This window comes from Parasphaerochaeta coccoides DSM 17374 (assembly GCF_000208385.1).
Classification (GTDB): domain Bacteria; phylum Spirochaetota; class Spirochaetia; order Sphaerochaetales; family Sphaerochaetaceae; genus Parasphaerochaeta; species Parasphaerochaeta coccoides.
Genome location: NC_015436.1, coordinates 736759 through 755404 on the forward strand (window position 1 = coordinate 736759; position 18646 = coordinate 755404).

Consider the following 18646-nt stretch of genomic DNA (forward strand, 5'->3'; position numbering starts at 1 on the left):
CGCATGAAGTCTTCAAACATGACGCATCCTCAATTGTTCGTTGTCATGGCAAAATCTTAGCCATCATTCTTTTTTTTGCTTTATTGAGTTTCACGATTTCTTTAACAGCACGGTCAAAATCACTTTCACGCTTGTCAAGTTCAAAAATAGCGCCCAGAAGGTTGATAAAGCGGTTGAGTTTTTCACTTGTGTACTGATTCATTACTTTTCCTTAAAAAAGCTGGACGATCATTGGCTCCGTAATCCGTCTGTAAAATATGCTGGGGTGGATATAGTCCTGCAAAGGGATGAGACGTTGGATTTCAAGCAAATGAAGGACAAGGACGCAAATTATGATGGCTTCAAGGAAACCGACGACGAAACCAAGAAGTCTGTCCAACGGATCCAATCCGACCGACTCCAGGATGTTTCCCAAGACGGTTCCCAAAACTGAAACGGTGATATACGTGACCGTGAACAAAACACAGTATGACACAAGGACGGATACAAACGTCCCCAAGGAAAACGCCTGCATGACATAAACAGACAATGACCGCGAAAACATAAAGGCAAAAAGGATGCCGATTAGCGCACCCGCCCTTTTTCCCAGGATACGGGAAAAGGAGTTTATTCCTCCCGACACTCCGCCAAGGATACAAAAAATCAGGACGATTAAATCAACACCGGCCACCCATGTTCCTGCAACTGAAAAACCCCATTCCATCTTCAGTCCCCTTCCCTATCAGAGATATCTGGCCGGACACATGAAAGAATCAGGTCTGCCAGCCTTCCGCATGCATCAGGAACATTCATCGAGACGCTTGCGGCTTCCATATGCCTTATTGTTTCCTTATCAGAAGAAAAAAGCAACTGTATGGTATCCATCAGATGAATGCTATTTGCCCTGTCCTCGGATAGTACCACGGCGGCCCCCGCTTTTTCCATCCTTCTTGCATTCAGAAGTTGGTCGCCGCGTGAAGCATTTTCTTCCAGAGGAACCAAGATCATTGCTTTTCCCATGGCGGTGAACTCACTCAATGCTCCTGCTCCTGCCCGTGATATGACCACATCCGCGGCAGCCAGCACATGAGCCAGCTCGGCGCCAGCGAATTCAAGCTGCATATATCGCTCATGGTTGAACCCTGAACGCACGTTGCCTTTACCTCTTTGATGGAAGACAAAGCCATATTCAGTGAGCAACGGCAGACATGCATCAATCATATTATTGATCTGACGCGCCCCTTGGCTTCCTCCCATGATGACAATGAGTGGCTCACCTTCCTGCAAACCCAACAATGCCCTGCCCTTGGAAGCATCGGCAGTAAGGAAAATCCTACGTACCGGATTGCCTGTCACTCGTATCTTTTCGGAATATTTTTCCTTCAATGCACACGCCGCTCTTTCATAAGGAAAACAGATATATGTCGCCGCCTTGGCGTTCAGACGTGTTGCCAGTCCAGGACTTGCGTCTGATTCATGCGTAATTGTCGGGATTCCCAACAGATGGGCGGCCCAGAGCGGCGGGACGGAAACGAATCCTCCCTTGGAAAAAACTACGGATGGCCTTTCCCGGCGGAGAACGTACAAAGATTGGAAGAATCCGGCGAGAACCTGGAATACGTCAAAGAAATTGCGGAGTGAAGCATAGCGTCGCCATTTCCCTGCGCAAATGCCGTACCATCTGCAACCGGCTTCCTCGACCAGCTTTCTCTCCTGCGGAGAATACCTTCCAATCCACAGGAAATCGCATGCGGGATTCCTACTCCGTATTTCTTCCATGACAGCGAGGGCCGGCATGATATGTCCGGCAGTTCCTCCACCGGTAAAACAAATTTTCACGGCATGCTCCTTCCCAGAGAGAATAACACACCAGTCTGCTGACATGAAAGACATGAATGATGGCGATAACCTGTTCATGTGAGTTGTTTTTGATTATACTTCACTGTGGCATCATGGTCAGTTCAGCCGTATCACTTGATACCGGACACCCTGTCATCATAGAGGAAAAAAATGGCAAAAGGCTTATTTCAGATGATTTTCGGAACAAAGCAGGATAAAGATCTGCGACATCTCCGCCCTATCGTGGAACACATTAACGCTCAGGAAGATTGGGCGAAATCCTTTAAAGATGAAGACTTTCCGGCCCAGACGGAAATACTCCGGCAGAAACTGGCACAAAATACTTCTTCCATGGAAGAAATCCTTCCGCAGGCATTCGCTTTGGCAAGGGAAGCCGCCCGCCGCGTGCTTGGCGAGCGTCATTACGATGTTCAGATGATGGGAGCCGTCGTGCTTCATGAAGGCAATATCCTTGAAATGAAAACCGGTGAAGGAAAAACCTTGACCTGCGTGCCGTCAGCATATCTGAACGCGTTGGAAGGAAAAGGCGTGCATATCATCACGGTAAATGACTATCTGGCCGAACGTGACAGCCAATGGATGGGACCGGTATTCAAATTTCTTGGCTTGAGCGTCGGCGTCATTCTTTCCAACATGGACAACGAACAGCGGCGTCTGGCATACAGTCGCGACATTACCTATGGGACAAATAATGAGTTTGGCTTCGATTATCTCCGTGACAACATGAAATGGTCAGCGGCTGAGAAAATCCAACCACAGCATCATTATTGCATCATTGATGAAATCGACTCCATCCTGATTGATGAAGCAAGAACTCCGCTGATCATCAGCGGCCAAGCGGAGGACGATAGCCGACAGGTGAACGCGGCAGACAGGATTACTTCCCTCTTGAAGGAATGTGAGAAAAACCCCGAAACTGATGATTACTATGAAGAAGATCCTCTTGCCCGCTTCGACAAAAATGCTCAGGCGTTTGATCCGAAGGGTGATTACAAGATAGACGAGAAGCAGAAACGTATCACCTTCACTACTCCGGGAATCAAACATATCGAGGAATTGCTTCTGAAGAACAAAGTGATTACCGGCTCATTGTATGAAGATGATAATTTTGAGTTCGTCCACTACGTGACCCAGGCGGTCAAAGCTCATACGCTGTTCAAGAAGGACGTTGACTACGTGGTCGCTGACGGACAAGTCCAGATTGTAGACGAGTTCACCGGACGCATACTCCATGGCCGACGTTACAGTGACGGATTGCACCAGGCAATCGAAGCAAAGGAACATATCAAGGTCCTTGGCCAGAACAAGACTCTTGCCACCATCACCTTCCAGAATTTCTTCCGCATGTATGACAAGATAAGCGGCATGACGGGAACCGCTGATACAGAAGCCGCCGAATTCAATTCAATTTATGGCATGGATGTCGTTGTCATTCCAACGAACCGACCCGTTGTCCGACAGGATTTCCACGATCTTGTGTTCTACAATGAACCATTCAAGCTGGCCGCTATCTGTAAGGAAATCGCCGAGGTTCATGCTAAAGGTCAGCCCATCTTGGTAGGAACCGTATCCATCGAGAAATCCGAGTTGATTTCCGCCATGCTTAGGAAGATGAACATTCCTCATGAAGTACTTAACGCCAAAAACCATGCGCGTGAAGCTCACATCATTGAAGAAGCTGGTGCCAAAGGCTCGGTGACCATTGCCACCAACATGGCCGGCCGTGGTACGGACATCAAGTTGGGCGGCTCCCTTGAGGCTCGGGCGCGGAAGATCTGTGGTACGGATGCTTCTCCTGCGGAATTCCAGGAGGCGCTTGAAAAAGTCCGTCCGGCATGGAAAGCCGCGTATGAAGAAGTAAAATCATTAGGTGGTTTGTATGTCTTGGGAACGGAACGGCATGAATCCCGGCGTATCGACAACCAGTTACGAGGCAGAAGCGGGCGACAGGGAGATCCTGGCACAAGCAGGTTCTATGTTTCCCTTGATGACACTCTGATGAGACTTTTTGCCAATGACAATCTTAAGAATCTTCTGGGTCGTGCCGGTATGGGCGACGGGGAGCCAATTGAGCACAGGATGCTGAGCAATGCGATTGAAAAAGCACAGAAGCGTGTCGAGGAAAGAAACTTTGAAATCCGCAAGCATCTCCTTGATTTCGATGATGTGCTGAATGAGCAAAGAAACATCATCTATGTCCAACGCGATGATATTTTGATGGATGGCAACCTGATTGGAAGGGCCCTCATGTCTTGCGCCGACATTGTTTTCGGTATTGTACGTTCCTCCATGGATGATCCGCAATGGAAAGACAAGGCGATTTCCCTTCTCATGGACGCTTTCCTGGAAAGACTGAACTACAAGCCATCCTTTATCACTGAGGAGATGATTGGAACCGATGTTGTTGCCCTTACCCAGGAAATCCAGACCTATATTGCGGACGAAGTCACTGAAAAAGTTGCTTTGGCTGGTGAACAGCAGTTCAATGATTTCCTTCGTTTCCATTACCTGCGACAAATCGACATGCGTTGGCAGGATCATCTTGATAACCTGGAAGCCCTACGCGACGCTGTGTACCTGCGCACCTATGCCCAAAAGAATCCACTGGTCGAATATAAAGTCGAAGGGTTTGAAATCTTCGATGCCATGCTGGAAGCAATCAAGTTGGCGATTGCCAGGACGATAGTGAATGTCCAAGTCCGCACCGGAGCCTCATCTGAAAGAAGAAGGCCGGTAGGAGCCATGGAAGCGAAACATTCCGGTTCAACCCAATTCATGGGAGCTCCGCAACAGGGAGGGTCATCCGGTGAAACGTCTCCGGTAACAGTGAAACGGATATATCCCAAGGTCGGTCGCAATGATCCTTGTCCTTGTGGCAGTGGAAAGAAATACAAGAACTGTCATGGCAGAACGTACTGATTGTCTGCCATCAACCGAAGTCGTTTTGGTCAATTAATCTGAAAATCCTGCGAGGAGAAATTACTGTAATTCCGTATGCCTTCTCTTTCCCACGGAGACAGCATTGCTTTTGTGTTGGGGAAATCCGTTGATATCTACCGAGCTGGCTAATCAGAAGAAATCGGCAGGGTTCAGTGCAATGTCATTCTGTTCAATCGCAAAATACAGTGTCGGATTCTTATAGTCCGTGCCGGTAGTACCCATGCTTCCGATAGATTCCCCCTTGGCAAGGGTAGTCTCTATCTGCACTTCCACATCTTCCAAATGGCCATAGGTAGTCTTGTATTCACCGGCATGAGTCATGATGACGAACTTACCCAGCCCTTTCCGCTCAAAGCCCATGTCTACGACTACGCCGTCAGCCGAAGCCACGACAGGACTACCCGCCTTTCCGGTAATGAGAATGCCGTCAAGCGGCTCCTGCCTGTCTGTGGCGGGATTAGTGAACATCTGTCCAAAAAATCCAGAAACAGTCCCTGTGGCAGGGGAGGTGAAGGAAGTAGCGGCAATCATGGTGATCGGGGATACGGTCGTGGAGATGTCAGGAATGAAAAGCTGCTGGTTCTGGTATATCTTGTCGTCCTTCAACCCGTTGACAGCTTGCAGCCTCTCCCACCCCAGTTCAGGATTATAGCGTCGCGCTATGGTGCTGAGCATGTCTCCGCTCTGGACGGTATAGAGCTGGCCATCTCTGTCAGGGATGCGGAGCGTGATTCCCGGACGCACCGCCAGAATGTTCGTTATCTGATTCACGCTTCTCAAAGTCTGGACACGTAAGCCGTATTGAGTAGCGATGGAATTCAAGTCCTCGCCTTCGGCAACGACATGGCTGCTATATTGGACTGGCGTTGTTCCTGAAGAAGTCGGACGCGCTGCATCCAACGCCCGCGCCGTCGTACCGCCGGACGTATTTTGATTTGGAGGAGTTTGGGTTGTTGTGGTCTCTGAAACTTGATTTGAAGCCGTTGGCGCAGAGATAGTCTGATTCAAAACAGCTGAAACAGGTGACAAGACGGAAGTTCCTGCCGTTTCTTCAGAAATGACAGGGGCAGTTGAGGCGGACGGGAGACCAGAAGATTGGTAAGCATCTGCGACAGGGGGTGAATTTCTAATCCAGAAGAATACGGCAAGAACGCAGGCAAAAATACATGTCAGGATAATGCCGATGGTCACGCCATTTACCCGACGACCGCTATGGGAACGCCCATTGTGATAGTGATTGGAATCATCATAATCATCTCTGTTCATAAGCTCTCGACATCACCTTTGCATACATAATAATATAAGACAGTCATGTCACATACGAAAAAGAACCGCCTTGTCAGGGTTTTTCTCTTCATCACTATTATGACGTGTCTCCTATTGCTTGTCCACATAGGAAACATCATAGTGGACGGGGAGACAGGAACCGATTCATCCTACAAGAATCCGAATGTCGCAAAACAAGTTGTCAGAGGAAGCATCTATGACCGGAAAGGCCGTCTGCTTGCCATTGAAGTCCCGTATTGGTCCTGCGCTTTTCTCCATGCATACATACCGGACATGCGGATAGCCGCAGAAATCGTAGCACCGTATCTTTTCCTGACTGTTGATGAGATACTCGCCATGACTGCCCGTAACACGACATATACGCTGCTGCAAAGAAAGGTACAGGATGCGGTCATGGAAGACCTGCGTACAGCCGTGGCAAAATCAGGTTTGGGCAGGGGTATCCTATTGGAAAAAAAATATGGCAGGGAGTATCCTGCCACTTTCCACGCTGTACAAACCACCGGTTTCACAAATACAGAGAACCGAGGACTTGAAGGCATGGAACTTTTCCTGGATGATTTCCTTTCTCCTTATCCAGAACTTTCGCAGGAAATCACCTATGGCGGAGACGTGTATCTCTCCCTTGACATGGATATCCAGTATCTGCTTGATGTGAACATCCAGGATATTGTCGATGAACACATGCCGGATTATGTCATGGGCATTGTCATGGATGCGCGGACAGGAGAGATACTTGCCTCAGCCTCATCCCCTTGGTATGACGCAAACCACTATAATCTATCACGTGAAGATGAACGCAATAATCGGGTCATTTCATATATGTATGAACCTGGTTCAGTCTTCAAAATCTTTTCACTCGCCGCAATCATGGAAATCGGACAGGCCGACCTTGAGACTCCATTTAATGAAACAGGAACATATACCTTCACTATGCCGAATGGTGAGACGGCAACAATCAAAAGCACATCTTCCCGTGGTCTGATTGGTCCGGCGGAATTTATCAAGTATTCCACTAACGGAGCCATTGCCCATTGGTCGCTCCAGACTGACTCGGACTTATTCCGACAGAAGTTGCTTGATTTTGGTTTCGGACAGTCATGGAATACCGGACAAGGTGGTGTAATACCTGGTCTCCTCACTCCTGTTTCTGCCTGGTCAGGACGAAGCAAACCAACAATTTCATTCGGACAGGAAATAGGTGTCACCGTATTGCAGATGGCTACGGCGGCGACAGCATTGGCCAATGACGGCATTCTGCTTGCTCCACATATCATCATGAAGAAGATTGATTCAGACGGACTGACAGTGTATCAAGCCGAAAGGGATGAAATCAGAACTGTCCTGTCACCGGGGGTAGCAGGCAAGATACTTTCCTATATGGTCGGCGCAACAGAACCGGGAGGAACCGCGATGCTTGCCGCCGTCGAAGGCATCGAGGTCGCCGCGAAAACCGGTACTGCCCAAATCATCAATCCAGAGACAAATTCCTATTCTGAAGATTCAGTACTTGCCTCAACGCTTGCGCTTGTCCCTGCTGATGCACCGAAATACATCCTCTACATCGCCGCCGCCAATCCCACAGGAAGGACAATCTGGGGCAGCGATATCGCGGCTCCAGCCCTCGCAAGCATCATATCCGGCCTGATTTCCCAAGGAAAACTGTTAACTGACTCCACACAAGTCATTCCCGTCTCACAATGAGGGTACGGCTTTCAGCTGGGACAGTCCCGCAGTATCCAGAGGAATGGAAAACCCTTGAAGTCGCTGTAAAAGCAGGGAGTGGGACATAGGATGGATGTCGGAGATTTTCTGCCCATCGGTCACAAAGGTCAGAGGAAGGCTTTTTTCTGCGGCCAAGCTGATGAAGTTTCCGACCGTCCTGGTTTCATCCAACTTTGTGATGATCAAGCCACGCAAGGAGAATGGAGCCGTTTGCCGCACAGCATCTTCAATGTCAGCCTTTTTCATGGAAGCTCCGATGCAGAGATAAAATGCGGTCGATTCCGAGGTAGGAATAGATAACAAAGACGTCAGTTTTATGGAAAGCTCATTGTCACGCGGACTTCTGCCAATCGTATCAATAAGTACAAGATCGGTTCCTTCCAGTGAATCCAAAACTGAGAACAGCTCGTTTTCATCATGAGCCTGATGAGCGGGCAGGTTCAGGGCATCGGCAAAAGCAAATATCTGTTCTCGTGCACCGACACGGTAAGAATCGAGGGTGATGATTGCTACACTTCTCCGTTCCTCCGGAGGTGGAATGACTCCGAAAATTGCGGCAAGTTTAGCGATGGTCGTGGTCTTGCCCACGCCAGTCGGACCAAGAAGTACGTAGTTGTGGGCAGGATGCGTCTGTCCGACCCGGTCGATTGCCATGGTTGCCATAATCTGATTGACCAAAGCAGATTCCGCTGCTGGCTTGTCCATCTCCAAGACGGAACCGCCATCGCTATCTCGACCAAGATAGTCAAGCATCTTCTGAATATACGTATCGGAAAAATCATTGAGGATGAGTAGCCTGCGGATATGATCCGTCAATTCTTGAGTTCGACCGGCCTTCTCCGCGACAGGAGGCACTGACGGTTTCCTTTCCGCAGAATGTGAGTCTTCTGTCTGTTTCTTTCCGAGAGTGCGCGGATCGGGAGTCTGTGCTTCCTCCTCAAATTCCTTCAGCAGTGCATCACTATTCCCTGCTTCCACCTTAGATGAAGTTCCGACAAGGTAACAAATGATTTCAACCCGTTTCTTTTTTCCTAGCCAGAGAAAGCCTCCACGTACAGATATATCTCTACGGGAATGGATGCGCATGGCAGAACCATAAAGCTTGCGGCCTTTCTTGACAGCATCTTCATAGGTTCTGCCTATGATTGTCACATATTCCACAGTTCACTCCCCCGTCCATTGACGGTCTTGTTCACAGAATATATCTGGACAGGTCAGGGTTCTGTATGATCTTACCCAACCTTTCATCAACATATGCCGGTGTGATGGGTATAGTCTGACCTGATAGATCCGATGCAGTGAAAGACACTTCTTCAAGCAACTTCTCCATGACAGTATACAAACGACGCGCCCCGATATTCTCACTTGTAGAGTTGACTTCGTAGGCAAGGACGCTTATCCTGCGTAACGCATCATCTGAGAATACCACCTTGACTCCTTCGGTTTCAAGCATAGCACAGTATTGCTTGATGATGGCATTTTCCGGCTCCTGCAATATCCGGTAGAAATCATCAGCTGTCAGGTCAGACAGTTCTGTACGCAAGGGGAAACGTCCCTGAAGCTCAGGAATAAGATCGGATGGCTTGGATACATGGAAGGCACCGGCAGCTATGAACAGGATGTGCGTCGTGTCAATCACTCCCCATTTCGTCGAGACCTTCGTTCCTTCGACTATGGGAAGCAAGTCGCGTTGCACGCCTTCACGGGAAACATCCGGACCACTTCCCTTGCCTGCGTTTCCGGCGACCTTGTCAATCTCATCAATGAAGATGATTCCCATTTGCTCAGTACGTTCCTTCGCTATTTCGACAACCTTGTCCTGATCGACAATCTTCTCCAGCTCTTCCTCAGTCAGAATTTCCCGCGCTCTCTTGACGGAAAGTTTCTTATGGGTAGCGGAACGGTTGTTGAAAATCGAGCCAAGGCTATTCATGGCCTGCTGAAGATCTTCCATATTTCCCATGCCCATCATGTCGATGCCGACTGTAGGTTTCTTCGGTGAGACAGAAAAATCAACGACTGTCTCATCCAAACTTCCCGCCCGAAGCTGGGCGCGAATCTGTTCTCTTAAGGACTGATCTGAGCTGCCGGACTGGGGTATACGCACGGAATCCATAGGAACCGGTTTGCCATCACGGAAAACAGTCATAGGCTCCTGATGCGCAGCTGGTATCAGAAGGTCAAGCAAACGGTCTTCGACACGTTGACGAACCATGTCTTCCTGCTGATCTCCCAGCTCTTTGTGAACCATCTGGACGGCAATGCCCATCAGGTCACGAACCATTGATTCGACATCACGTCCGACATAGCCTATTTCAGTGAACTTGGTCGCTTCGACCTTGACGAAAGGAGCATTGGCCAGACGCGAAATCCTACGGGCAATCTCAGTCTTTCCCACACCTGTCGGCCCAATCATGATGATATTGCGGGGTGCAATCTCATCACGCAAGGCTTCCGGAAGTTTCTTACGGCGAGAACGGCTTCTGATGGCCACGGCTATCGTCTTCTTGGCATCGGTCTGTCCGATGATGTATTTATCTAATTCGCTGACGATCATCGCCGGCGTCATATCGTCAAGCATATGTATCTTGTTGTCCATGAGTCAAAGAACCTCCACGTTGATTGATGTATTGGTATAAATGCAGATGTGTGCTGCAATCTCAAGACTCTTTCTTGCTATTTCCTCTGCGGATGAACTTGTGTCTGAATCAAGATAGGCACGTGCGGCGGCATAAGCATACGAACCACCACTTCCAATCCCAATCGCATCATATTCAGGCTCCAACACGTCACCTGTCCCGCTGATGAGGAATATCTTTGAACCATCACTGGCCAGCATCATAGCTTCCAGACGCCTGAGATTCCTGTCTATCCTCCATTCCTTGGCGAGATCGACGGCGGCACGTGTCAGGTCTCCGTTGAACTTTTTCAATTTTGTCTCGAATAATTCGAAAAGCGTAAAAGCATCCGCTGTAGCACCGGCAAAGCCGATGATGATTTTTCCATCATACAAGGTCCTCACTTTCCGGGCATTGCCTTTCATGACCGTATCCCCGGCTGTGACTTGACCGTCTCCGGCAATGGCAACATGACCGCCTCTACGGACCGCAATGATCGTTGTTCCTTTGAAACTCATTCTTTCTTCCTTCCGTGCGGATGACAGGCATCGTATACTTTCCTGAGCCTTTCCGCCGATACATGGGTGTAAATCTGCGTTGTGGATAAATTCACATGTCCCAGAAGCTCCTGTACTGTCCTGATGCCGGCGTCATTATCGAGCAGATGCGTCGCAAACGTATGGCGCAGGACATGCGGGGTAAAGGCTTTGTGAATTTCCAATTCTCTCTTATATTTCCCAAAGATACTAGTGATGATTCCTGTCGACAACCTTTTTCCTTTTCTTCTTCCGTTGGAAAGCAACAGGGCATTCCAGTCTGCCCCTTCCTTCTCCGCCGGCTCCAGGCGAGAGAGCAGCTCTTTCCTCTCCGACAAGTATTTTCCCAGCAACTTCGTCACGCGGGGAGTAAGAAAAACATACCGTTCCCGTCCACCCTTCCCATGTATTAATATCCTTTCCTGCCCAGTCTCCAGGTCATCGACATCGATGGCAAGAAGCTCCGAACGCCGACAGCCCGTGGAATACAGCAGATTAAGGATGAGAACATCGCGGAGAGAGGAAAAATCATTCCAGGGAAGATTGAGCAGACGTTCAGTTTCTGATTTCTCAAGCACCGTAGGCAGGCGACGAGAAGCACTTCTCAGAGAAATAAGGGCGACCGGATTCTTCTCAATCTTTCCTCTGCGCACGACATATGTATAGAAACCGTTGATTGTACTTTTCAAACGTTGGACTGTTCCAGGAGAAAAGTCTTTGCGTCGTTCCGGTAGCCATACAAGGAAAGAACGGATATCCGAAGGAGAAACATCATGAACGGAAATGGAAAATTTCTCAAGGAATTCACCGAAAACAAAAAGATCGTGGCGGTATGCCTTCTCCGTATGAGCGGAAAGACCTTTGACATTCCGTATGTAATCACAATATTCCTCAAAGACCTGATGGTTCATCTACACTCACGCCTCATCCGTTCTCCGTACACTGTACCATGTTCCGAACTTATAATGCACGGGGGTTTCCGAAGAACATGGACACCTGTCCAATGGACGCATCCTTTGTGACGATACCATGAGCTGCGGAAAAGGAAATCCTCTGCCCTGACTTTTTGCAACATTGCAGTATGATGATATGACTTCCGCTCCTTCTTCCACAAGTCTTTTGCTTCCGATTGATTCCTGTCCATCTTCCGTACCTGCGGCATGCACATAGACTTCCCTCCCATGGTCCAAGGCGGCTTCAATGACATACCGTACTCCAGAACAAGCCGGATACTGTATTGCCACGGTGATGGTTGCCAAAGTGCCGCTTAGCTGACTTTTTCGGGAGAAGCTCCATGGACGTGCGGGATATGTGGGAAGATTACAGCTCAAGAGAGTTCCTTTTTCCAGTATCTTGCGACGGAGACGGGGGCAATAGGGATATTCATAGGACAGTCCTCCGGGTAGCAATGCAATGACTTCCCCTCCGGCATCAAGGACGCCTTCCGCCGAAGCCTGCTCCACGCCTGCTGAAAGACCTGTCAGCAAGGGTATTCCCGCGTACCCCATTTCCAGACCAAAGGCATATGCCGCTCTCAGGGCAGCGGGAGTGGCCCTCCTGGTACCTGTTACCTGCATCAGAATAGAGCCCAGATTCGGGCGTTGCCCTTGGAAAAAATAAAACAAAGTGTGAAATTCCTCAGTTTCCCATGCTGTTGGCCATTCCTTCTCTCCAAGAAACACTACGCCTCCCCGTCCATGATCTCTTTGAGCGAGCCAAGCCAATGCCGCCATGACATCCTTTTCCATGATTCCTGCTTCATAGCGGTGGAAAATATGTTGTTCTTCTTTTGGAAGACGTTGTATATACTGATTTAATTCTTCTTTGGATGGTTGGGTAGCGGAGAACAGAAGAAAATCAATCTTCCGGGGAAACCCCAGAAGACGTGATGTGCTGACCGCCAGCTTCAGAGTTGGGCTGGGAACTTGCTCGTTTTTCATACAATAAAATGTACTGATTACCCTGCATGGCGTTTCATGCTTCGTGCTGTTCATTCTCCGACTGACCTGCGTCAGGATGAAAACGCCTGAACTGTTCTTGAAGGTCCGTCGTATCTACATGAGTATAAATCTGCGTAGTGCGGATATCGCTATGTCCCAGCAGTTCCTGGACGCTGCGCAAATCAGCTCCAGCCTTCAGAAGATGCGTGGCGTAGCTATGACGCAAGGTGTGTACTTTTGCTTCAACTCCGATGCGCATGCAATATTTCTTGAAAAGCTTCCAAATCATGACACGTGACAAGGATTGCCCGTAGCGATTAAGAAAAAGAAAACGAGAGCTACGACCTTTGGGAATGAAAGCAGGACGCACTGAAATAATATATTCATCAATGAGCTCCGCGGCGACATCTCCTACCGGGACTATCCGCTGCTTGTTTCTCTTGCCCGTGATTCTGAGTAATCGGGATTCAGGTGAATAATCCTCAATCCTCAATGACGCCAACTCACTGACACGTAGTCCGCAGGAATAGATGACTTCAAAGATGGCTCTATCCCGTCGTGCATATATAGCATCGTCCAGTTCCATTTCATGCAGAATATCATCCACCGAATCATAGTCCATGGTCCGTGGCAGGGTACGGGGCAGTTTCGGGCTGTCAAGAAGTTCAAAGGGATTATCATTCCTAATGTCATTCAGCAGCAGGAAACGATGAAATGAACGCAGTGCAGACATATTCCGTGCCAATGTCCGAGTACCAAGACCCGCCTGTCCCTTGTGGATAAAATACCCGCTGATTGTATCCGCCTGCGCTTCCTCCGCACCAATGCCCCGTGTTTCCAGGAAACTGACGTATTCTCGTACCACAGGCACATACACATTCACAGTAGCCGGACTAAGCCGCCGCTCAAGCAGCAGATGCTCGCGGTATTCTTCAAGAAGCTGGGATATGGCAGATGAGGGCATGCCCTACTCCTTGTCTTCCTTCTCACCCCGTTGGTAGCGCAAGACAGCAGGGAAAGAATAATCTCCGGAAGCATCGGTGCGTTTTCCCAGTTGCTGCTGTAAATCCTGCCAACGGTTCACGGTGATTACATCGGAGTCAGGAGGCAGAGGAATACGAGGCGATGCCTGTTGCATGGAACCGGGAGTCTGTCCCTGCCGGACGTTGGCGCTCGCTTCATGGACAAGCGTTGTGCCATGACTTTCGGACATGCGGCGTCTTTCGTGTTCAGCACCGAGATTTTCTCCACCCATGACTTGGGACCGTGATTCAAACCCCGTTGCGACGACCGTCACTTTTATCCTGTCACCCAAATCTGGATTGTAGGCTTGTCCGGCGATGATCAAAGCATCCTCGGCACAGCTCTCCGTCACAATCTCCACCACATCCTGATATTCCTGGAGAGTAAGATTGTCTCCACCAGACAAATTGACCAAAACACTCTTGGCACCATCTATCGTCGTACTCTCCAGCAAAGGATTGCTGACCGCCGTGCGCGCGGCGTCCACAGCCCTGTTTGCTCCTTCTCCAAAACCAATGCCCATCAAAGCATCACCCTTGCCCTTCATCACCGTGCGCACGTCGGCAAAATCAATATTGATCTCGCCAGGCTCGGTAATCAGCTCGCTGATGCCTTGTACGCCTTGATAGAGAACCTCGTCAGCCATCAGAAAAGCCTGTTTTATCGGCGTATTGTTCTGCACGACATTGAGAAGATATTGGTTGGGAATCAAAATCAAGGTATCGACATGCTTGCGCAGATTTTCAATCCCGCTTTGGGCAAAGAGAAGTTTTTTCTTTCCTTCGAAAGCAAAAGGCGTAGTGACTACCGCCACGGTAAGAATGTTCAAGCCCTTTGCGACCTCGGCCACGATGGGAGCGGCGCCAGTACCCGTGCCTCCGCCCATGCCGGCAGTGATGAAGACCATGTCAGTACCTTCAAGCAGCCTCTTGATTTCTTCCTTTGATTCCTCTGCCGCCTTCTGCCCTACCTCTGGGATGCCTCCGGCGCCCAAACCTCCGGTAAGCTCCTTCCCCAAAGGAAGGCGTACCTGGGCATTCGACCTCTGTAGGGCTTGGATGTCCGTGTTAAGCGTGACAAAGGTGACTTTCTTAAGCCCACTGGCAATCATGCGGTTCACCGCATTGCCTCCCGCGCCACCGACCCCCAGGACCTTTATGTCCGTCGGCGGAGTCTGTTCATCCTGCAACAGGTCTTCGATCATTCCTAAATCCATTGCGCTATCCTTTGCTGGTCGGCCAGCTTTCCTTGTCTTTGGGTTTTCATTAAAAAACAGTACGGAAGAAACTTCTGAACTTTTTGCCGAAACCGCCTCCACCCTTTCCTGATTTTGATTCCCCGCGGGAGGACGTTGAAGATGGAAACTCCTTGAATTTCTTGGCTTCGGTCTTCAAAAGTCCCAAGACTGTACTGTATCCGGGATTGATGTAGGAACGATCAAGCCCCGGCAACGCCTCCGGGAACCCTATGTGAGCAGGAAGACGGAATATCTCGCTTGCCAGTTCGGTAGCGCCACTCAATAACGCCCCTCCTCCGACAAGAACCACGCCTCCCCCGAAGGAGCCTTGGACTTGGTGTTTCTCAAGTTCTACCTGGAGTATCGAGAATATTTCAGCCATCCGTGGTTCGGCAATCTTGCTCAGCTCTTTCCGGGGCATCCGTATTGAGGGCATGCCCCCTATTTGTGGGATGATGCAGTATTCATTGTCCGACACCGAGGGAATATGACAACAACCATATTCAATCTTGACCTGTTCCGCAATGGAACGCGGTTTATTGAGGATGTAGGCAATGTCATTGGTGACATTCAGTCCTCCCAGGTTTACACCGCCAACATAGACTGGCGCACCATTGACATAGACAATCATGTTAGTCGTACCACCGCCTATGTCTATCAGTATAGTACCCATTTCCTTTTCTTCGTTACTCAAGACTATTTCCGCGTCCGCAAGCTGTTGGACTACCATCCTTTGTACAGGATATCCGGCACGCTGGAGGCATTTCCTTTGGTTGAGACAAATCGAGGAACTGCCAGTCACCACCAAGACACGACTTTCCAGCCTATGCCCCAGCATATCCATTGGATCCTTTATGCCGTCTCGTCCGTCAACCATGAAGTCCTGAACCAAAGTATGGAGGATTTCCCTGTCCATGGGCAGTTCAAACGCACGGGCAACATCAAGGGACCTGAATATGTCTTCCCGTTTGATCTCCTGGTCTTTGGCATTGATACCGACCACTCCCTGGCTGGGGTGACCTTCGATATGACTGCCTCCAATGCCGAGAATCACATGCTTTGCTTCCGCACCAGCCTGCAACTCAGCTTCGGAAATCACTGAAGTTATGGTGCGGATAGTCTGTTCGATGTTTACTATGGCGCCACTGCTCACGCCTTCGCTCGGACGTTCACAGATGCTGTCAACCATAAGCTGTCCATCCTTGGAAACGGAGCCGATGACCGCACGCACATTGGAACTTCCGATATCCAGCCCCATAATGACTTTTTCTCCCGCCATCAGTACAACCTCCCCGTCCTATCTACAGCGCTTCTTTTCACCAGGGCGTCAGAGTACAAGTCGTAACGGACCGTACCGTTGCCAAGGAAACTCAAATCATCCGACGCATGGTTCCTGACGATGACTGCCAAGGCATCCATGATTCTGCGGGCGCTTACTTCTTCCCTTATCCAAAGTTGGGCGGAGCAGGATGGAATTTCCATGACCAGACGCCCAAAGCCTCTACTGTTATTATTATCGTATTTCATGCTCGTTATCAAGGTATGCGAACTATCCTCAGCATTCCCCAGTGCCCCGACAAGCGTCACGACTTTCTTGAAACCATCATCCAATCCATATCGTTGCAAGACAAGAGCATAATCATTGTCAACAAAAATCACGGGCACAATTGCCCCATAGTAAGAAACTTCATCTTCAGGCATTGCCACAAGCATACCATTCTTAATAATCCAGATATGCGGGGAAATTGTTTCCGGCTGAGTCATATTATCTGCGGGAGACGCAGCAATGACGACAGACGGCATGTACATTCGGACATCCACTTCAATGCCATCTGGCAAGCGTCTGGAGATACGTACGTCCTCTACCATGGGAATTTCCATGATTGAGGCTTCCATTTTATTCAAAGCCAAAGCAAAAGAGTTACGACCTTTGAGAGGCCCTGTCACCCTAAGGATGTCATTGGGAATCTTCATGTCCCTGTCCATTTTGACGGAAACATTCCGAACGGTGAACCACGGTATCCAACGGAGGGAAAGATAACCGACCAGGAGAACCATGGCAGTAACCAGAAGTAAAATGAGCAAACGGGAGAAAAAGCGTCCGACTGATTCAGTCATGACGCACCTCCGTGTCCATATCCAGATATGTTTTTCCTCTATCCGTCAGTTGTGGCAACCTCTCGTTTCCATCCCGATTTCTCTGCCCCGTCGGTTCCATGGCAGCCCGGCCTCCCGCAATGAGCATGATGCGGTAGAGCAGGAAACATTCGCAAAGGATTACGAAAAGATTTGTCCCCCCCTGTGAAAAAAATGGAAGTGGGATTCCCGTAGGAGGGAGAGCCCCTGTGACGACAGCAACATTGACCAGAGCCTGCCATATCACCATAGTGGTGATGCCAAAAGCTGCATTGGAAAGTCCTTTATCCATAGTCTTCATCCGTGCGTAGGTTCTGTAGCCTAACAGCCCGAAAAGAAAAAAAAGAAAGAAAAGAAGAAGGATGCCAATGAATCCGTTTTCCTCCGCAATAACCGAAAAGATGAAATCAGTATTCACTTCTGGAATCAAACCGAGCTTGTATTCACTGTTGCCCAAGCCTCTTCCCCACCAACCTCCAGCCTTGATTGCCTTGAGGGAATTGGTCACCTGCCAGTTGATACCCGAAGGATCAAGATCTGGAATGAGAAAAGCGGCAAGTCTTCTCACCCTGTACGGTGCGCCAAATAAAAAAATCATCGCAGGCATCCCTATCGAAGCCAAAAAGAAAAGAATCGTCCCCAATCCTACCCCTCCGGCAATGAACAAGGACAGACAGATTCCTGTGAACAACGCTGCCGTCGTATACGCATGCTGCATCAAAATCAAGCCTGCAAAAATGAGCACGACACAACAAGGCACAAGCAGATAAATCACTTTGTTTTTCTTTTTCCGTCCTTCATCGGCAAGCCAGAACGACAGAAAAAGAATTACAACCGGCTTTACGATCTCAGAAGGCTGAAAGGATGGGAGCGGGCCAATCTGTAACCAACGTCGTCCGCCACTTATCGTCCTTCCGAATGGTGTAAAAAGCGTCAGGAGCATCAGCATTACCGCGACTAGCAAGAGCGCAGGCGATATTTTCTTGAACAAACGCATGGGCAGGAAACGAAAAAGCGGAAAGCATATGCAGGCTCCCAAGGCAAAAATTCCTTGTCGCATGACATAATAATAATGGGGAACTCCTTCGCGCAGAGCTACATCATAGGAAGCACTATACATCATGACCAGTCCCAAGCCAGTGAGTACAAGGAGTAGGATGAGAAATGTAAAAGGCGCCAAGCTCCCACTACCAGCACCATCGGGAGCCTCTCCATGGCGCAAGAATGAGGAAGACCACTCCCAAGTCGCACGGGAACCCACATCATCATAATCGCCGGGACTCCAGCTTACGCCTTCACTTCTCTCCTGTCTTCCCCACACATCTTTATGTCGTCCGCTTCTCTTCCAATTACCATCCATGCCGG

General features: G+C 49.3%; 16 protein-coding genes. 2 read left to right on the forward strand and 14 right to left on the reverse strand.

Going from position 1 to position 18646, the window contains the following annotated elements; genetic code table 11:
- Nucleotides 1–43: 43 nt before the first annotated feature.
- The 3 genes from SPICO_RS10360 to murG are packed head-to-tail and all read right to left on the reverse strand — an operon-like array spanning nt 44 to nt 1818.
- The gene (locus SPICO_RS10360) at nt 44–202 is read right to left on the reverse strand and encodes a hypothetical protein (protein WP_013739260.1); all 159 of its coding nucleotides are present in this window, start codon (nt 200–202) and stop codon (nt 44–46) included.
- Between the two features lie 9 nt (nt 203–211).
- Entirely contained in the window at nt 212–703 is a 492-nt protein-coding gene (locus tag SPICO_RS09705; RefSeq protein ID WP_013739261.1) for a CvpA family protein, read from the reverse strand.
- Nucleotides 704–705: 2 nt separating this feature from the next.
- Complete coding sequence (murG, locus tag SPICO_RS03245; RefSeq protein WP_013739262.1) at nt 706–1818, reverse strand: undecaprenyldiphospho-muramoylpentapeptide beta-N-acetylglucosaminyltransferase; 1113 nt, start codon at nt 1816–1818, stop codon at nt 706–708.
- Nucleotides 1819–1989: 171 nt separating this feature from the next.
- On the opposite strand from murG, the gene secA reads away from it, so the two are divergent.
- Nucleotides 1990–4758 carry a preprotein translocase subunit SecA gene (gene secA / locus SPICO_RS03250; protein ID WP_013739263.1) on the forward strand — a complete coding sequence of 923 codons (2769 nt, stop codon included), beginning with the start codon at nt 1990–1992 and terminating at the stop codon, nt 4756–4758.
- Between the two features lie 150 nt (nt 4759–4908).
- Here the strand turns inward: secA and SPICO_RS03255 are convergent, their stop codons facing one another.
- Nucleotides 4909–6045, reverse strand: a complete 1137-nt coding sequence (locus SPICO_RS03255) for a M23 family metallopeptidase (RefSeq protein ID WP_013739264.1) — start codon at nt 6043–6045, stop codon at nt 4909–4911.
- 45 nt (nt 6046–6090) lie between these two features.
- On the opposite strand from SPICO_RS03255, the gene SPICO_RS03260 reads away from it, so the two are divergent.
- Nucleotides 6091–7770, forward strand: a complete 1680-nt coding sequence (locus SPICO_RS03260) for a peptidoglycan D,D-transpeptidase FtsI family protein (RefSeq protein ID WP_013739265.1) — start codon at nt 6091–6093, stop codon at nt 7768–7770.
- Here the strand turns inward: SPICO_RS03260 and SPICO_RS03265 are convergent.
- From SPICO_RS03265 to SPICO_RS03310, 10 genes are read right to left on the reverse strand one after another with little or no spacing between them, the layout of a single operon-like run.
- Complete coding sequence (locus tag SPICO_RS03265; RefSeq protein ID WP_013739266.1) at nt 7762–8952, reverse strand: flagellar biosynthesis protein FlhF; 1191 nt, start codon at nt 8950–8952, stop codon at nt 7762–7764. The two genes, SPICO_RS03260 and SPICO_RS03265, sit on opposite strands and share 9 nt — an antisense overlap.
- A 31-nt stretch (nt 8953–8983) precedes the next feature.
- The gene (hslU, locus tag SPICO_RS03270; protein ID WP_013739267.1) at nt 8984–10390 is read right to left on the reverse strand and encodes an ATP-dependent protease ATPase subunit HslU; all 1407 of its coding nucleotides are present in this window, start codon (nt 10388–10390) and stop codon (nt 8984–8986) included.
- Between the two features lie 3 nt (nt 10391–10393).
- The gene (gene hslV, locus SPICO_RS03275) at nt 10394–10927 is read right to left on the reverse strand and encodes an ATP-dependent protease subunit HslV (RefSeq protein WP_013739268.1); all 534 of its coding nucleotides are present in this window, start codon (nt 10925–10927) and stop codon (nt 10394–10396) included.
- The gene (locus tag SPICO_RS03280; protein WP_013739269.1) at nt 10924–11856 is read right to left on the reverse strand and encodes a tyrosine-type recombinase/integrase; all 933 of its coding nucleotides are present in this window, start codon (nt 11854–11856) and stop codon (nt 10924–10926) included. The genes hslV and SPICO_RS03280 overlap by 4 nt, the downstream gene beginning before the upstream one ends.
- Before the next feature lie 6 nt (nt 11857–11862).
- Nucleotides 11863–12885, reverse strand: coding sequence for a DNA-processing protein DprA (locus SPICO_RS03285; RefSeq protein WP_041395025.1), 1023 nt, complete (start codon nt 12883–12885; stop codon nt 11863–11865).
- Between the two features lie 34 nt (nt 12886–12919).
- Nucleotides 12920–13849, reverse strand: coding sequence for a tyrosine recombinase (locus SPICO_RS03290; protein ID WP_013739271.1), 930 nt, complete (start codon nt 13847–13849; stop codon nt 12920–12922).
- 3 nt (nt 13850–13852) lie between these two features.
- A complete protein-coding gene (gene ftsZ, locus SPICO_RS03295; RefSeq protein ID WP_013739272.1) occupies nt 13853–15124 on the reverse strand; it encodes a cell division protein FtsZ in 1272 nt (423 codons plus the stop codon).
- 49 nt (nt 15125–15173) lie between these two features.
- On the reverse strand, nt 15174–16424 hold the full coding sequence (ftsA, locus tag SPICO_RS03300) for a cell division protein FtsA (protein WP_013739273.1): 1251 nt from the start codon (nt 16422–16424) through the stop codon (nt 15174–15176).
- Complete coding sequence (locus tag SPICO_RS03305; RefSeq protein WP_013739274.1) at nt 16424–17263, reverse strand: cell division protein FtsQ/DivIB; 840 nt, start codon at nt 17261–17263, stop codon at nt 16424–16426. Before SPICO_RS03305 ends, ftsA begins: the two co-directional genes overlap by 1 nt.
- Entirely contained in the window at nt 17256–18641 is a 1386-nt protein-coding gene (locus SPICO_RS03310; protein WP_013739275.1) for an FtsW/RodA/SpoVE family cell cycle protein, read from the reverse strand. Before SPICO_RS03310 ends, SPICO_RS03305 begins: the two co-directional genes overlap by 8 nt.
- Between the last annotated feature and the right edge of the window lie 5 nt (nt 18642–18646).

Bases quoted from the DNA above. Each gene is read 5' to 3' on its own strand.
- SPICO_RS10360 (WP_013739260.1), bottom strand. From the start codon at position 202: ATGAATCAGTACACAAGTGAAAAACTCAACCGCTTTATCAACCTTCTG.
- SPICO_RS09705 (WP_013739261.1), bottom strand. From the start codon at position 703: ATGGAATGGGGTTTTTCAGTTGCAGGAACATGGGTGGCCGGTGTTGAT.
- secA (WP_013739263.1), top strand. From the start codon at position 1,990: ATGGCAAAAGGCTTATTTCAGATGATTTTCGGAACAAAGCAGGATAAA.
- SPICO_RS03255 (WP_013739264.1), bottom strand. From the start codon at position 6,045: ATGAACAGAGATGATTATGATGATTCCAATCACTATCACAATGGGCGT.
- SPICO_RS03260 (WP_013739265.1), top strand. From the start codon at position 6,091: ATGTCACATACGAAAAAGAACCGCCTTGTCAGGGTTTTTCTCTTCATC.
- hslU (WP_013739267.1), bottom strand. From the start codon at position 10,390: ATGGACAACAAGATACATATGCTTGACGATATGACGCCGGCGATGATC.
- hslV (WP_013739268.1), bottom strand. From the start codon at position 10,927: ATGAGTTTCAAAGGAACAACGATCATTGCGGTCCGTAGAGGCGGTCAT.
- SPICO_RS03280 (WP_013739269.1), bottom strand. From the start codon at position 11,856: ATGAACCATCAGGTCTTTGAGGAATATTGTGATTACATACGGAATGTC.
- SPICO_RS03285 (WP_041395025.1), bottom strand. From the start codon at position 12,885: ATGAAAAACGAGCAAGTTCCCAGCCCAACTCTGAAGCTGGCGGTCAGC.
- SPICO_RS03290 (WP_013739271.1), bottom strand. From the start codon at position 13,849: ATGCCCTCATCTGCCATATCCCAGCTTCTTGAAGAATACCGCGAGCAT.
- ftsZ (WP_013739272.1), bottom strand. From the start codon at position 15,124: ATGGATTTAGGAATGATCGAAGACCTGTTGCAGGATGAACAGACTCCG.
- ftsA (WP_013739273.1), bottom strand. From the start codon at position 16,424: ATGGCGGGAGAAAAAGTCATTATGGGGCTGGATATCGGAAGTTCCAAT.
- SPICO_RS03305 (WP_013739274.1), bottom strand. From the start codon at position 17,263: ATGACTGAATCAGTCGGACGCTTTTTCTCCCGTTTGCTCATTTTACTT.
- SPICO_RS03310 (WP_013739275.1), bottom strand. From the start codon at position 18,641: ATGGATGGTAATTGGAAGAGAAGCGGACGACATAAAGATGTGTGGGGA.